This window comes from Micromonospora citrea, assembly GCF_049629545.1.
In the GTDB taxonomy this organism is placed as follows: domain Bacteria; phylum Actinomycetota; class Actinomycetes; order Mycobacteriales; family Micromonosporaceae; genus Micromonospora; species Micromonospora citrea_A.
This window is the reverse complement of record NZ_JBNADX010000051.1, coordinates 1-12,823: the sequence shown is the minus strand read 5'-3', so window position 1 is coordinate 12,823 and position 12,823 is coordinate 1. Positions and strand designations below refer to the sequence as shown.

Annotated in this window: 9 protein-coding genes; 3 read left to right on the top strand and 6 right to left on the bottom strand. The window is 72.5% G+C overall.

Annotation, left to right across the window (positions count from 1 at the left end):
* A partial coding sequence (locus ACPFP2_RS29580; RefSeq protein WP_424093495.1) for a hypothetical protein occupies positions 1–1,231 on the top strand: 1,231 nt, incomplete at its 5' end.
* A 99-nt stretch (positions 1,232–1,330) separates the two neighbouring features.
* Here ACPFP2_RS29580 and pulA read toward each other — a convergent pair.
* From pulA to ACPFP2_RS29555, 5 genes are all read right to left on the bottom strand, one after another.
* Positions 1,331–6,829, bottom strand: a complete 5,499-nt coding sequence (gene pulA, locus ACPFP2_RS29575; RefSeq protein ID WP_424093493.1) for a pullulanase-type alpha-1,6-glucosidase — start codon at positions 6,827–6,829, stop codon at positions 1,331–1,333.
* 207 nt (positions 6,830–7,036) lie between these two features.
* Positions 7,037–7,759: a cellulose binding domain-containing protein gene (locus tag ACPFP2_RS29570; protein WP_424093491.1), complete on the bottom strand. Its 723-nt coding sequence runs from the start codon at positions 7,757–7,759 to the stop codon at positions 7,037–7,039.
* 105 nt (positions 7,760–7,864) lie between these two features.
* A complete protein-coding gene (locus ACPFP2_RS29565) occupies positions 7,865–8,536 on the bottom strand; it encodes a cellulose binding domain-containing protein (RefSeq protein WP_424093489.1) in 672 nt (223 codons plus the stop codon).
* Positions 8,537–8,702: 166 nt separating this feature from the next.
* A complete protein-coding gene (locus tag ACPFP2_RS29560) occupies positions 8,703–9,092 on the bottom strand; it encodes a hypothetical protein (RefSeq protein WP_424093487.1) in 390 nt (129 codons plus the stop codon).
* A gap of 37 nt (positions 9,093–9,129) precedes the next feature.
* On the bottom strand, positions 9,130–9,792 hold the full coding sequence (locus tag ACPFP2_RS29555) for a hypothetical protein (RefSeq protein ID WP_424093486.1): 663 nt from the start codon (positions 9,790–9,792) through the stop codon (positions 9,130–9,132).
* A 105-nt stretch (positions 9,793–9,897) separates the two neighbouring features.
* Between ACPFP2_RS29555 and ACPFP2_RS29550 the strand changes: the two genes are divergently transcribed.
* Both ACPFP2_RS29550 and ACPFP2_RS29545 read left to right on the top strand, forming a co-directional pair.
* Positions 9,898–10,077, top strand: coding sequence for a hypothetical protein (locus ACPFP2_RS29550; RefSeq protein WP_424093497.1), 180 nt, complete (start codon positions 9,898–9,900; stop codon positions 10,075–10,077).
* Between the two features lie 74 nt (positions 10,078–10,151).
* Complete coding sequence (locus ACPFP2_RS29545) at positions 10,152–11,807, top strand: hypothetical protein (protein ID WP_424093484.1); 1,656 nt, start codon at positions 10,152–10,154, stop codon at positions 11,805–11,807.
* A gap of 12 nt (positions 11,808–11,819) precedes the next feature.
* On the opposite strand, the gene ACPFP2_RS29540 is transcribed toward ACPFP2_RS29545, so the two are convergent.
* Complete coding sequence (locus ACPFP2_RS29540) at positions 11,820–12,188, bottom strand: ArsC/Spx/MgsR family protein (RefSeq protein ID WP_424093482.1); 369 nt, start codon at positions 12,186–12,188, stop codon at positions 11,820–11,822.
* Between the last annotated feature and the right edge of the window lie 635 nt (positions 12,189–12,823).

Below are 12,823 nucleotides of genomic sequence, written 5' to 3'. Positions count from 1 at the left end.
CAAGGAGAAGGACGAGTACGGTCCGGCCAAGCAGTTGCCGTGTGACAGCGAGGTGCTGGTCGAGGCGGTGAACCGGGCCAACGAGGACAACGGTGGGGTGTTCCAGCTGGCCAAGGACTGCGAGTACAAGCTCATCGAGCAGACCGACAACAACGCCTTCCCCGCCATCGACGAGCGCATCGTCCTGCTCGGGCACAACTCCAAGCTGGTCCACGACGGCAGCGAGCTGTTCCGCTTCTTCGAGGTCCTCTCCGGCGGTGAGCTGATCCTCAAGGACCTCACCCTCAGGGGAGGCCAGGTCACCTCACCGCCGCCACTGCAGCCCAACGGCGCCAACGGCGGCGCCCTGTTCGTGCAGGAGGGCGGCCGGGCCGTGCTCAAGCACACCAAGCTCGTCGACAACCGGGCCACCGGCGTCGGCGCCACCGGCGGCAACGGCGGCGCGATCTACAACCTCGGCGACGTCGAGATCCACAAGAGCGTCCTGGCCGACAACCACGCCCGCGGCACCGGCACCCCCGGTGGCAACGGCGGCGCCATCTACAACGAGGGCACCCTGGCCGTGCACGACTCGGAACTGGCCAACAACACCGCCACCAGCACCGGCCAAGGCGGCAACGGCGGCGCCATCGCCAACCGCGACAACGGCAGGACCACCATCACCCACAGCCAGATCCTGAACAACAAGGCCACCAACGACGGCGGCGGCATCGACAGCGACGAGAACTCCCACCTCACCGTCATCCGCACCAAGCTCGCCGGCAACGTCGCCGGCGACGACGGCGGCGCCATCTCCACCAACGGCAACTCCGTCATGTCCCTGGAATACGTCGTCATCGCCGGCAACAAGGCCACCGACAACGGCGGCGGCATCGAACACGACAGCACCAGCATCGCCACCGTCAAGCACACCAAGTTCCTCGACAACACCGCCGGCGACAACGGCGGCGGCCTCTACAACGACGAAACCCTGAACCTCTTCAACACCGAGTTCAAGGGCAACCACGCCGAAGAGGGCGGCGCCATCTACAACGACAACAACAACGGCGTCCTCACCGTCCGCAAGAGCACCATCATCTACAACTTCGCCGCCGAAGCCGGCAGCCCCACCACCGGCGCCGGCGGCATCTTCAACGACAACAACACCAACGACGTCACCATCGACGACAAAACCATCATCCGCAACAACGAACCACGCAACTGCGTCAACGTCACCGGCTGCGCCAACTGAACCGGTGACCCGGTGATCGCTCGGAACGACACCGGCTGACGCAAAAACGAGGTCCGGCCCCCTTCCGCTGTCGCGGAAGGGGGCCGGACCGTGTCACGCCTACTTCTGGACGAAGACCGCCACACTGCGGGCCGGCACGGTGAACGTGCCGCTCGCCCGGTCGAAGGAGGCCGTCCGCAGCACCGGGTCGGCCGAGCCGGCGAGCACCGGGTGCAGCGCCACGTTCGCCCCGCGCAGGCCGGTCACCTGCTGCTTCGCCGCCTCCGGGGTGGCGTTGAAGACGACGGTGACCGACTTCCACTTCCCGTCCAGCCCGCGGGCGTCGAGGGTCATGGTCAGCACACCGGGAGTCTCCTTCGCGCCGGAGAGCGGGAAGGCGACCCGCCTCTGCACCTGTTCGGCGGTGGGCAGCCCGAACACCGGCGAGGACTCACGGATCTTCAGCAGTTCCGCGTACCGGGCGTCGGTCAGGTCGACCGCCGCGCAGTCCGGGACCAGCTTCTCGTCGGCCAGCAGCGGCTTCGCGTACGACCACTTGTCCTTGTTGTCCTGCTCGGGCGGGAGCCCGAGGCCGAACCCGTTGCCCTGGGCGCAGTCCCAGCGGATCTGGTTGAACCAGTCCCCCGAGTTGTAGGAGTTGCGGTCCAGCGACTTCGAGCGCAGCCGTTCGGTGCCGGTGGTCACGAACCCGCTGCCCTGCCCGAGGGCGGTGGTGGCCAGGGCCAGCACCTGCATCCGGGACCGGTCGGTCGCCGAGGTGCCCTGCGGCAGCTTGTACGCCAGCGCGTCGTACAGGATCTCGTTGTCGTGCGCGTCGACGTAGGTGACCGCCTCGCCCGGCGCGGCGGTGTACCCGGCCGGGGAGCCGTTGTAGTCCACCTGCGCGCCGGTGACCCGCCGGCCCGACGAGTCGGTGAACCGGTAACCCTTCAGGTTGCCGGTCAGCCCCACCTTGATCAGGTCCTGGTAGTGCAGCAGCCGGGCCTTCTGCTCCGCCGCCGTCCCGTTGACGTCGTCGCCGTTCGGGTCCGACCAGAGGCCGGAGGCGAAGCCCTGGATCCGCGGGTTGCCGTCGAACGGACCGCCGCCGCGCACCGCGTCGCGGAGCCGGTCGTTGAAGGTGCCGATCCCGGTGCCGGCCATGTTGGCCTGGGTGGCCTGCACGAACCGGGCGTCGTCGGCGACCTCGCCGAAGTTCCAGCCCTCGCCGTAGAGCAGGATCTTCCTGCCGTCCACGCCGTCGCGCCCCGGGGTCAGCTCGTTCAGCGCCTTGCGTACGGCCAGGATGTTCGCCTTCGGGTGGTGGCCCATCAGGTCGAACCGGAAGCCGTCCACCTTGTACTGCTTCGCCCAGGTGACCAGGGAGTCCACCACCAGCTTGCCCATCATGGCGTGCTCGGGGGCGGTGTTGGCGCAGCAGGTCGAGTTGGCGACCGTGCCGTCGGACAGCAGCCGGTGGTAGTAGCCCGGCACCACCTGGTCGAGCACCGACTTCGGGTCGTTGCCGGAAGCCGACGTGTGGTTGTAGACGACGTCCATCACCACCCGCAGGCCGGCGCCATTGACCCCGGCGACCATCTGCCGGAACTCGGTGGTCCGCTTCGCCCCGGCCGGGTCGACGGCGTAGCCGCCCTCCGGCACGGTGTAGTGCAGCGGGTCGTACCCCCAGTTGTAGCCGTCCTTCTCGGCCACGGCCGCGACGCACTTCTGCTGCTCGGCCGAGTCCGGCGGCAGCTTCGCCAGGTCACAGGCGGGCTGCTGCTGGTCGGCGCGGCGCTCGGGGATGGTGGCGAAGTCGAACGACGGGAGCAGGTGCAGGTAGTTGACCCCGGCGTCACCGAGGGCCTTGAGGTGCTTCATCCCGGCCGTGTTCGGGTCGGTGAAGGCGAGGTAGGTGCCCTGCCGCTCCGCCGGCACGGTGCCGTCGGCGATGGAGAAGTCGCGTACCGACAGCTCGGAGATCTGCGCCTTCGCGGGCGGCACGGCCGGCGGCTTGCGCAGCTTCGACCAGCCGGCCGGGGCCAGCGCCGGATCGCTGAGGTCGACGATCTGGCTGTGCGTCGAGTCCGGCGCGAGCGCCACCGAGTACGGGTCGGTCACCGAGGCGGTGACCACCTTCTGCGCGGCCGGCTGCCAGGCCTCGACCTGGTAGCGGTAGTACCGGCCGGTCCAGTCGCGGCTGCCCCGCACCGACCAGACGCCGGTACGGTCGTTGCGGCTCATCGCCACGGTCCTCGGTTGCGCCGTGGGCGAGTCGAAGAGTTGCAGCGACACCTGCCGCGCGGTCGGCGCCCAGACGGCGAGGGTGGGCACCTTGCCGGCGAAGGTCGCGCCGAGCTTCGCCCCGGTGGCGGCGCGGTAGACGTCGTCGAGCACGCCCGGGATCTGCACGCCGGTCGCGCCGAGCAGCGTGCCTTCGGCGTCCCGCTCGGTCACCACGAGCTGTCCACGCAGCGCCGCCGGCACCTTGGCCAGGTCGGCCCGGTCCAGACTGAAGGCGCGGTAGGCCCACAGGTGCGGGAAGGCCGCTCGCTGGGCCTCGGTGAGCCCGTTGCGCTGCACCCGCAGCGGCAGCGAGGTGTACGTCCCGGACAGCTCGCCGTCGGCGATGGTCAGCCCCCCGGTCGGGGCGGCGACCAGGGCGTACCGCTTGCCGTCGGTCGGGCCGGTCTGCCAGGCGACGGTGGACCGGTCGATCCACTGCGCCTTCTGCTTGGTGAGGTCCAGGTCGCGGGCCGGGCCGGAGGAGGTCGCCGGCAGCAGTCGGCCCTTGACCCCGGCGAGCAGCCAGACCTCCCGCCCGGCGCCGGCGAAGTCCAGCCGCTGGTCCTCGGGATGGTCCTTCACGTCGCCCTTGTGCAAGATGTAGCTCAGCCCGGTGGCGCCGGAGGCCAGCGGCACCCGGAACACGGCGCCGAAGGAGTCGACCTTCTCGGGTGCGAGCGGCTTGGCCCAGTCGGTCGGGTTGGCGGCGCCGTCCCAGAGGTGCAGGCCCCACCCGTCGTAGTCGTTGTCGGCCTTGCGCCAGTGGATCAGCGCGGTGCCCTCGTCGACCGCCGGATCCGGCTCGCCGGTCGCGGCCTGCCGGGTCGGGTAGAGCGTCGGGTCGCCCTGCTTGACCCAGACCTCGCCGGTCTGCGTGACATCGACGGTGCGGTCGTTCGCGACGTCCTTGTTCCCGTCGGAGTCGACCACCAGGAAGCCGACGGACTTCGCGCCCGGCTTCAGCTTGACCCAGGCGAACCGGCCGTAGGAGTCCTCACCGGCGAACGGCTGCCCTTTGGGCCACTCGGTGGCGTACGCGGGGTCGATGTCGCCCCAGGTGTAGAGGCCCCAGTCGGCGTACCCACCGGCCGGACGCTGGTAGTGCACGACCACCCAGTCGCGGGACGCGCCCTGGGCCGGAGTACCGACGATCCCACTGGAGCGGGTGCTGGCGGTCCGTCCCTTGCCGTCCCGGACGACGGCCTTGTACTCGACCTTCGTCCCGCCGGGCAGGCCGGTCAGATCGTGGTGCACGGTGTACGGGGCCCGGTGCGCGCTGCCCAGCAGCGTCCACCTGCCGCCGGGGACCCGGGCGGCGAAGGTGACGGTCGCGAGGGGGTCGCCGGTGACCTCGGCGGTGACGGCGGCCTTGGTGGCGACCGGCTCGTCGCCCGGCCCGGTGACGGTGATCCCCGGGGCGTCGACGGCCTGCGGGATCGCCGCGCCGGCCTTGAACACCACGGCCGACATCGCCGGCACGGTCAGGCTCAGCCTGCCGTCGGCCCCGGCGGCCGGGGTGGCGGCGCCGCCGTAGATGCCGGTGAAGGTGGTACCGGGCGACCAGGTGTCCACCGTGACAGTCTGCTCGGTGGCGGCGTTGTTCACGGCCACCACGTACTCGGTGCGGTCGGCCGGGGAGATCCGGGAGAAGGCGAAGACGCCCGGGCCGTCGGCGGCGTGCCGGGTCACCTGGACGCCGTCGCGCAGCCCGGCGTGTGCGGCACGGAGCTTGCCCAGCTCGGCGATGGTGCGGTACAGCGGGTGGCCGGCGTCGAACTGGTCGGCGGCGTGGGTGCGGGTGGTGCCGATCAGGTCGTCGTCGAGGTAGTCCGCCACCTTGCTGGCGAACATGTCCTGCCGGGCGTCCTTGTCCCCGCCGGGGCCGGTGAAGCCCTGCTCGTCGCCGGAGTAGACGACGGGCTGGCCACGGGTGAGGAACATCAGCTGGTGGGCGAGCTGGCTGCGGCGCAGCTGGCTCGCGTCGTCGCCACCGGTGGCGGCGATGAACGAGCCGATCCGGCCCATGTCGTGGTTGCCGAGGAAGGTGGTCAGCCGGTTGGCGTTGGTGTCCCGGGCGGCGTAGAGGTCGTCGCGGGCGTACACGTCGGCGAGCGCCTTGGCCGAGCCGTCGGCGGCGGTGTAGCCGCGCGCGGCCTCCTGGAAGGAGAAGTCGAGGGTGGCGGGCAGGCCGCCACGGCGCACGTACGTCGAGGTGACGTCCTGGTCGGCGCTGTACACCTCGCCGAACATGAAGAAGTCCTTCTTGCCGGCCTTCTCGGCGCGGCGCTCGATGCCCTGGCTGAACTGGGGCCAGAAGTCGAGGTTGGCGTGCTTGACGGTGTCCAGCCGGAAGCCGTCCACGCCGGTGGACTCCACCCAGTCGCCGTAGACCTTGGTCAGGCCGCGCACCACCTCGGGCCGCTCGGTCCAGAGGTCGTCCAGGCCGAAGAAGTCGCCGTACTCGCTGTTCTCGCCCGCGAAGGTCGAGTCACCGCGGTTGTGGTACATCGTCGGGTCGTTCAGCCAGGCCGGCACCTTGACCTTCGCGTCGGCGGGGTTGGCGAAGGTGGGCGTGTACGGGAACGACTCCTTGTCCACGTCGGGGAAGTCGCGGGTGCCGTCGGCGTAGTTGCGGTCCTCGAAGGCCCGGCCCCGGGAGTCCTCGTACGGCGCGGTCTTCTTGTCGACGTAGGTGTACTCGTCCTCGGCGTACTTGATGACGTCGGCGGTGTGGTTGACGATGACGTCGAGGTAGACCTTGATGCCCCGCTGGTGGGCGAGCTTGACCAGCTTCTTCAGGTCGTCGTTGGTGCCGAAGTGCGGGTCGACCTGGGTGAAGTCGGTGATCCAGTAACCGTGGTAGCCGGCGGAGACGTCGGCCCCACTGCCCTGCACGGGCCGGTTCTTGAAGACCGGGGCGAGCCAGATGGCGGTCGTCCCCATCCCCTGGATGTAGTCGATCTTGTCCATCACCCCCTTGAGGTCGCCGCCGTGGTAGAAGCCCTTGTCCTTCGGGTCCCAGCCGGTACTGAGCCGGTCACCGGTCAGCCCGCCCTTGTCGTTGCGCTTGTCGCCGTTGGCGAACCGGTCCGGCAGGACGAAGTAGAACTGCTCCGCCCTTCCCTTGCTCGCACCAGCCTTGAGCAGGGCGTCCGCGGAGGGCTCGGTACGCCACTGGACGGCGCCGGCGGCAGCCAGGGGGTCGGTGCCGGTGGCCCGGTCGGTGGCGTCCGCGCCGAGCTGCTGGACGGCGACCGGGACGCCGACGAGGGCGAGGGTAAGTGTGGAGATCAAGGCGAACAGCGCCTTGCGGGATATCGGCGGGGGTTTCATCGACGGCCTTCCTCTGGTCGTTGATTCGCCCGCACGCTAGCTCTTGCCGAAACATTCTGCAATACCTTGCAAACGGCGTCGCAACAAAGCAGTGCTCTTGCGAAACATGGCGTCGCCCGAGAGCGTATCCGCCGTCACCGTGCGCTACCGGGACACGAAGAAGCCGCCCGGCCGACCGGGTCGGCGGGGCGGCGGCGGAAGCGCGGATCAGAGGCCGGAGCAGGCGAACCCGTCGACCGTGCAACTGCTCGGACGGTTGGTCCCACCGGTGTGTTCGAAGTGGAACCGCAGCGGCACCGAGGAGCGGCCGCCCAGGTCCACCCCGCTGGTGTACGTGAAGACGCCGTCGTACATCCGGGCGGTCCCCTGCGGGGCGCCCTCGACCCACGAGGTGACCAGCCGGCCACGGGGCAGCACCAGCCGCACCGTCCAGGACCGGGGGTCCGACGCGGTGTTGGTCAGCAGCACCTCGCCGATGAAGGCGTCGCCGTAGTCGTTGAGCTTGCTGTACCGGCCGGTCACCGACGGGGCGGGCGGCGCGGGAGCCGGCGGCGCGGGAGCGGGGGGTGGGGCCGGCGGCGAGGTTGCGCCCGGCGGGACCGGGTCACCGTACGGGGGTGCAGCCTCGGTGCCGCCCGCGGTGCCGGGCAACGGCTCGGTCCGGCGGGGGGACAGACCGGGGACCACCGGCATCGGCAGCGTCGCCGCGACCCGGGTCGGTGTCGTCGGCGGCGGCAGGTCCGGCAGCGCCAGGGTCGGCGCCGGCTCGGGCGACCCGGCCTCGAACCGGTTCCGCCCGGGGACCGCCAGCAGCGCCACCACCTGCAAGGTCACCAGGGCGACCACGCCGGCGACCACCACGATCCAGGGGGACCATGCCATTTGCAGCAGACCGCCGAGCGGCGATCGTGCGTGACGTCTGCCGGACATGCCCCTCCTTCTCAGGTGCCGTCCGAGAGCGTAGCGATGATCGGCAATGCCGGAAAGAGCCCGACTCCCACTAAGTGTCCTAACAGTACGACCGGAGCGGAAAGGTCAGCCGATCGTGCAGGCGACGCCGTTGACGGTGCACTGGCCCGGACGGTCACCGCTGCCGGTACGGCCGAACGTCATCGACACCAGGGCGCTCTCCCCCGCCGGCAGCGGCCTGGTGCCGCGCAGGACGAACCAGCCGCTGCCCTGCGTACGGACCGACACCCCGGAGGACGACGACGCCCGGATCGACTTGACGTTGCCGGTGAACAGCAGCTCCACCTCCCACTCCTGGGCGCTGCCGGTGCCGTTGCGCACGGTCAGGGTCGCGGCGAACGAGTCGCGGTCGCTGGCGGTGGTCCGGTAGGCGGCGGTCACCCGACCCGAGCCGCCCGTGCCCGCCCTACGGCTGCTCGACGGGGACACGGTCGGCCGCGGTGAGGTGACGCTCGGGGACGGGGTCGGAGTGACGCTCGGTGACCGGGTGGCGTCGGCCGCGACCAGCGGGGTGTCCGTGCTCGCCACGGCGGCGGGGGTGGCGGGCATCCGCGGCAGGTACATCGGCGGCGCCGGCTCCGGCGCCGCCTGGTGCTCGGCGCCACGGAACGACAGCGTCGCGAAGAGCAGCAGGACGGCCAGCAGGCCGACCCCGAGCAGCACCACGATCCACGGTGTGGACGCCAGCAGGGCCGGTGCGGATCGCGCCCCGGGCCGCGCGGCCGAGCGGTCGAACATGAAGGCCCCCTTGTCCGAGCAGACGCGCCAGCCTAGCCAGTGACGTGCCTGGTTCACAGCGGGCCCGCCCGGTACCGTCCGTAGGGCCCGCCGGTCCAGGAAAACGGCTGAGCGGGACTGACCACTTCGGGCCTGAACAGGGGCAGGCCTTGCCGACGGGCCGCGGTCAGGCGGTGCGGACGACGGTGCAGATGACCGGCCCGTCATCGGTGGCCCGTAGCAGGTAGCGGTACCGCTCGCCGGGCACCGCCCGGCCCTGGCTGTCCAGGAACTCCCACTGCACGGCCACCATCGTGAGCAGCGCGGAGACCGGCTCCACGTCCTCGATCAGGGCGTTCGCCGCGACCAGCTCGCGCTCCTGGTAGTCGGGCGCCGCGCCGACGAAGGAGAGCGCGACGGCGGCCATCGTGCTGAACGAGAAGCTGTAGGTGTCGGCCACCACCAGCCCGGGCAGGGCGTAGCACCCGGCGATGGCGGGCACGTCGCCGGCGGTGAGCGCCACGCCGTACCGGTCGAAGAAGTCGGTCAGCGTGTCGAGATCGGTGGAGGCGTTCACGGGCTCACTGATTGCCGTCGGCGGGCATCGGCAAACCTCAGCGCGCCGGGATGCGCACCTCGATCTCCGCACCGAGCCGGGCGCCGTCGGTCAGGTCCAGGTCGTCACCGCTCCAGAACCGGCCCGGGTCGTACCAGTTGGGACGCCGGCCGGGCGGGAGCAGTCCCATCTCTTCGTAGGTCACCGCCACCACCTCGGCGCAGTACGCCGTTTCCAGCGCCCGGTCCGGCAGGGACGCGCCCCGCCGGTCGGGCCGGCCGGGCAGCGGCAGCCGGACCTGCGGCACCCGGCCCCGGGCCCACCGCCAGGCCAGCTGGGCGGTGCTCGGGAACGGCGTGCCGTCCAGTCGGGCGATCGTCCGCAGCACCGCCTCCTCCCGGTCGGGCCCGGCCGGCGGTTCGAGCTGGCGCAACCAGCCGCGCTGGCCGTACCGGTTGGCCCAGACGCAGACCGCGTCGCGCAGGTCGTGCAGCTGCACGCCGCGCTGGTGGGTGCCCGTCCACATGTCCGGCAGCGACCGGCCCAGCTCGGCGTGCCACATCAGCGGCGGCATGTCGTCCAGCACCACCGCCATGCCGACGTGGTTGACCGGGCTGTTGGTGGTCAGCTGGATGGCCCGGTCCGGCACGCTGCGGCCCCGGAACACCCAGACATCCCCGGTACGGGTCAGCTCGACGGCCTCGTCCAGGCTGATGCTCATGCCGCCGCCTGACCCGGGCCGGCCACCGGCACCGGGCGTCGCGTGCCGGCACATCGCTCGCTGCGCTCGCTCATGGAGCACTACCCTAAGCCGATGCGGCAACGGATGCGGTGGTGGAAGGTCCTCGGATTGGCCGGTCTGGCCGGCGTCGCGGCGTCCGGCGTGGTCATCGCCCGCGCCGAGCGACGCCGCCGGGCGTACACCCCGGAGGAGATCCGGGACCGGTTGCGGGAGCGGCACGCGCAGGCCGCCGGGAGCGGCACGCCGGGCGACGGGCCGGCCTGACCCGGGTCCCGCGTCGGCGGGGTTGCCACGTCTCCCTACCCTCGGGCTCCGCTGCGACGACGGGGGAGGCACCGGTGCCCGACTTCCTGGACTGGGAGACGCTGCGGCAGGTGCCCGGCGACACCGACGCCCGGCGACGCCGGGGTGCCACCGGCGCACTGGTCTTAGTCGGCGGACTGGTGCTGCTGATGACCGTCATGGCGGCCGCGCCCTACCCGCCCTGCACCGAGGCCGCTCCGTGCGGCCCGGACCGGGCCGGCAACGTCCTGATCGGCCTGCTGCTCAGCAGCGTCGTCGCCGGGTGGCTGGGGCTGCGGTTCGCCGCCGGGGTGGGCGTGGTCACCGCCGTCGGGCTGGTCGGCTACACCCTGGCCCGTCCCGGACAGGGGCCGCCGCTGTGGTCGGCCGGGGTGGCGCTCGCGTACGCGGCCGGCTGCCTGCTGCTGCACCGCCGCTCCGCCCGCCGGGCCCCCGCCCGCGCGCCGGAGCCCGCCGAGCGGGAACCGGTGCCGCCGGTGCGCTGGGCGCTGCGCCCGCCGCTCGCGCCGACCCTCGCCGCGGCGGCCCTGCTCGGCGCGGGGGTCGCGGTGGCGCTCTGGGTCGGGCACGCGCAGGACCGGGCGGACGCCCGGCAGGCCACCGCGACGACGGTCACCGGCACGGTCCGGGCGCACCCGGACCGGGAGACGGTGGAACTGGCCCTGCCCGACGGCGGCACCACGCGGATGACGGTGTTCGAGGCCGACGACCACCCGGTGGGCGGCACGTTCCGGTTCGCCGTCGACGACCGTGGCCTGCGGCAACCGCTCAGCGAGCCGTACGACCTGACCCCGTGGCTGTCCCTGGCCACCCTGCTCGGTGTGGTGGGCCTCGGCCTCTGCGTGCCGGTGGCGACGACCGCGGTCTCCCGGTCGCGATTCACCCGGCGGTCCCAGCCGGTGAGCTGGGTCTTCGTCGAGTTCGACGGCGGGGTGGTCCGACTCTGCCACCGGTCGGCGGGCGGGCGGCCCTTCGGCGAGCTGCCGGTCCGGCCGGAGGACGGCCTGTCCGGCGGGGAGCGACGGCGGGCCCTGCTGCACGGCGTTCCGGAGCACGGTCGATGGTGCACGGTGACCGTCGACGGTCGCACGCTGTCGCCCCGGGCGCCGCTGCGGGCGCCGGCCACGCCCCGGCCGGCACGCGACCGGCAGGACGCGCCCGACTGGCCGACGCTCACCCCGGTGGAGGTCGTCGGCACGGTGGCGGCCGTCCTCGCCGCGATCGTGTTCGGCATCCAGGCCGCCGGCGCCACGCTCACCGGCCTGTACGAGCTGCTCTGCACCACCGACCGCTGCCAGCCCGTCGGGCTCGCCGTCGCCGGCTGGACGGCGGTGGGCGGCACGATGGTGCTGGCCGGCCTGCTCTACCGGCACGCGCGGCCCGGCCGCCCCGCCCTGTACGCCCTCATCGGCAGCGTCGTCCTGCTCGCCTTCGCCCTGACGGTGCTCTTCGCCAGCAGCGGTCCCGCCGAGGACCTGCCGTCGGGGGCGGGCGCGCTCCACGTCGGTCTCCTGGCCGGGCTGGCCCCGCTGCTGATCGGCGGGATCGCCAGGCCGCCGACCGCCCCGACCCCTCGGCGGGGACGCAAACGGGCCGAGCAGACCGACCCGGGACGACCGCTGCTGCTGGTCAACATCGGGCAGATCGGCACCCTGGTCGCCGTGGTGCTCTGGGCCGCGCTGCTCGGCTGACGCCCGCCGGGCTCACCCGTGGGCGCGGCGGACCGCCTCGTCGAGCGCGTCCGGGGTACGGCCGACCAGCGCGCTCCCGTCGTCGAGCAGCAGGATCGGGCGCTGGATCAGCTCGGGGTGGGCCACCATCGCCTCGACCCAGCGCGGCTCGGTCGCGTCGTCGCGGGCCCAGCCGGCCATGCCCAGCGCCACCGCGGCCGGCTCCCCCGTACGACAGACGTCCCAGGCCCGCGCCCCGAGCCGACGCAGCACGTCACGCAACTCGTCCGCGTCGGGCGGCTGCTCCAGGTACGCCCGCAGCCGGAACGGCACCCGGGCCTCCTCCAGGGTGGCGCGTGCGCCGACGCACTTCGAGCAGGCCGGGTTGTGCCAGATCTCCATGCCGACATCGTGACAGACCTCGACGGCTCTCCCCGGTGGCTGGTCGGCAGGGCCGTGGAGCAGCGGTTCCCGGCTGGCATGCGGCATGGCCACCCCGTCCGGGCCGCTCGGTACGACCCCACCCCCGTGCGCCCGGCGGGGGTGGTCGGTCAGGTCCGTGGCGTCCACAACCGGCGCGGCAGGGAGCGGCGGGTGGTCCGCCGCCGGGGTCGACGCGTCGTCCGGTCCGGTACCGGATGTCCGGACCTGGCCCGGAGGTTCGACGCACATGTCCGGTCTGGCCTGCGGAATCCCGTGGTCGGGGCCACCCCGGTGGCGGAATCGGCGACGGGGCCGGGGCGTTGTACATGGCATAACCACCGGCGCTCCCGCACGGGACGCCACCGGAGCCGACCCCGGGCCCTGGGCCACGGAATACCGGCCCCGCCGGACCGGTTACACCCCCCCGGGACAGCGATCCGCCCGGCCCCCGGGCCGTGGAATGCGAGCCCCGCCCGATCGGTTACACCCCCCGGACACCCGAGCAGGCCCCGCCGCCAGGCGTCCCCCCGGACCCCGCGCAGGCACCGCCGCCGGAGACGTCCCCCGAACCTCCCCCTTTGCGGCACACCGCCCCCCAGCGCACTGCCGCATCC

What these genes read in the sequence shown, in the direction of transcription:
- ACPFP2_RS29540 (WP_424093482.1), bottom strand. Translation starts at nt 12,188, where the DNA reads ATGGAGATCTGGCACAACCCGGCCTGCTCGAAGTGCGTCGGCGCACGC.
- ACPFP2_RS29555 (WP_424093486.1), bottom strand. Translation starts at nt 9,792, where the DNA reads ATGAGCATCAGCCTGGACGAGGCCGTCGAGCTGACCCGTACCGGGGAT.
- pulA (WP_424093493.1), bottom strand. Translation starts at nt 6,829, where the DNA reads ATGAAACCCCCGCCGATATCCCGCAAGGCGCTGTTCGCCTTGATCTCC.
- ACPFP2_RS29570 (WP_424093491.1), bottom strand. Translation starts at nt 7,759, where the DNA reads ATGTCCGGCAGACGTCACGCACGATCGCCGCTCGGCGGTCTGCTGCAA.
- ACPFP2_RS29550 (WP_424093497.1), top strand. Translation starts at nt 9,898, where the DNA reads ATGCGGTGGTGGAAGGTCCTCGGATTGGCCGGTCTGGCCGGCGTCGCG.
- ACPFP2_RS29565 (WP_424093489.1), bottom strand. Translation starts at nt 8,536, where the DNA reads ATGTTCGACCGCTCGGCCGCGCGGCCCGGGGCGCGATCCGCACCGGCC.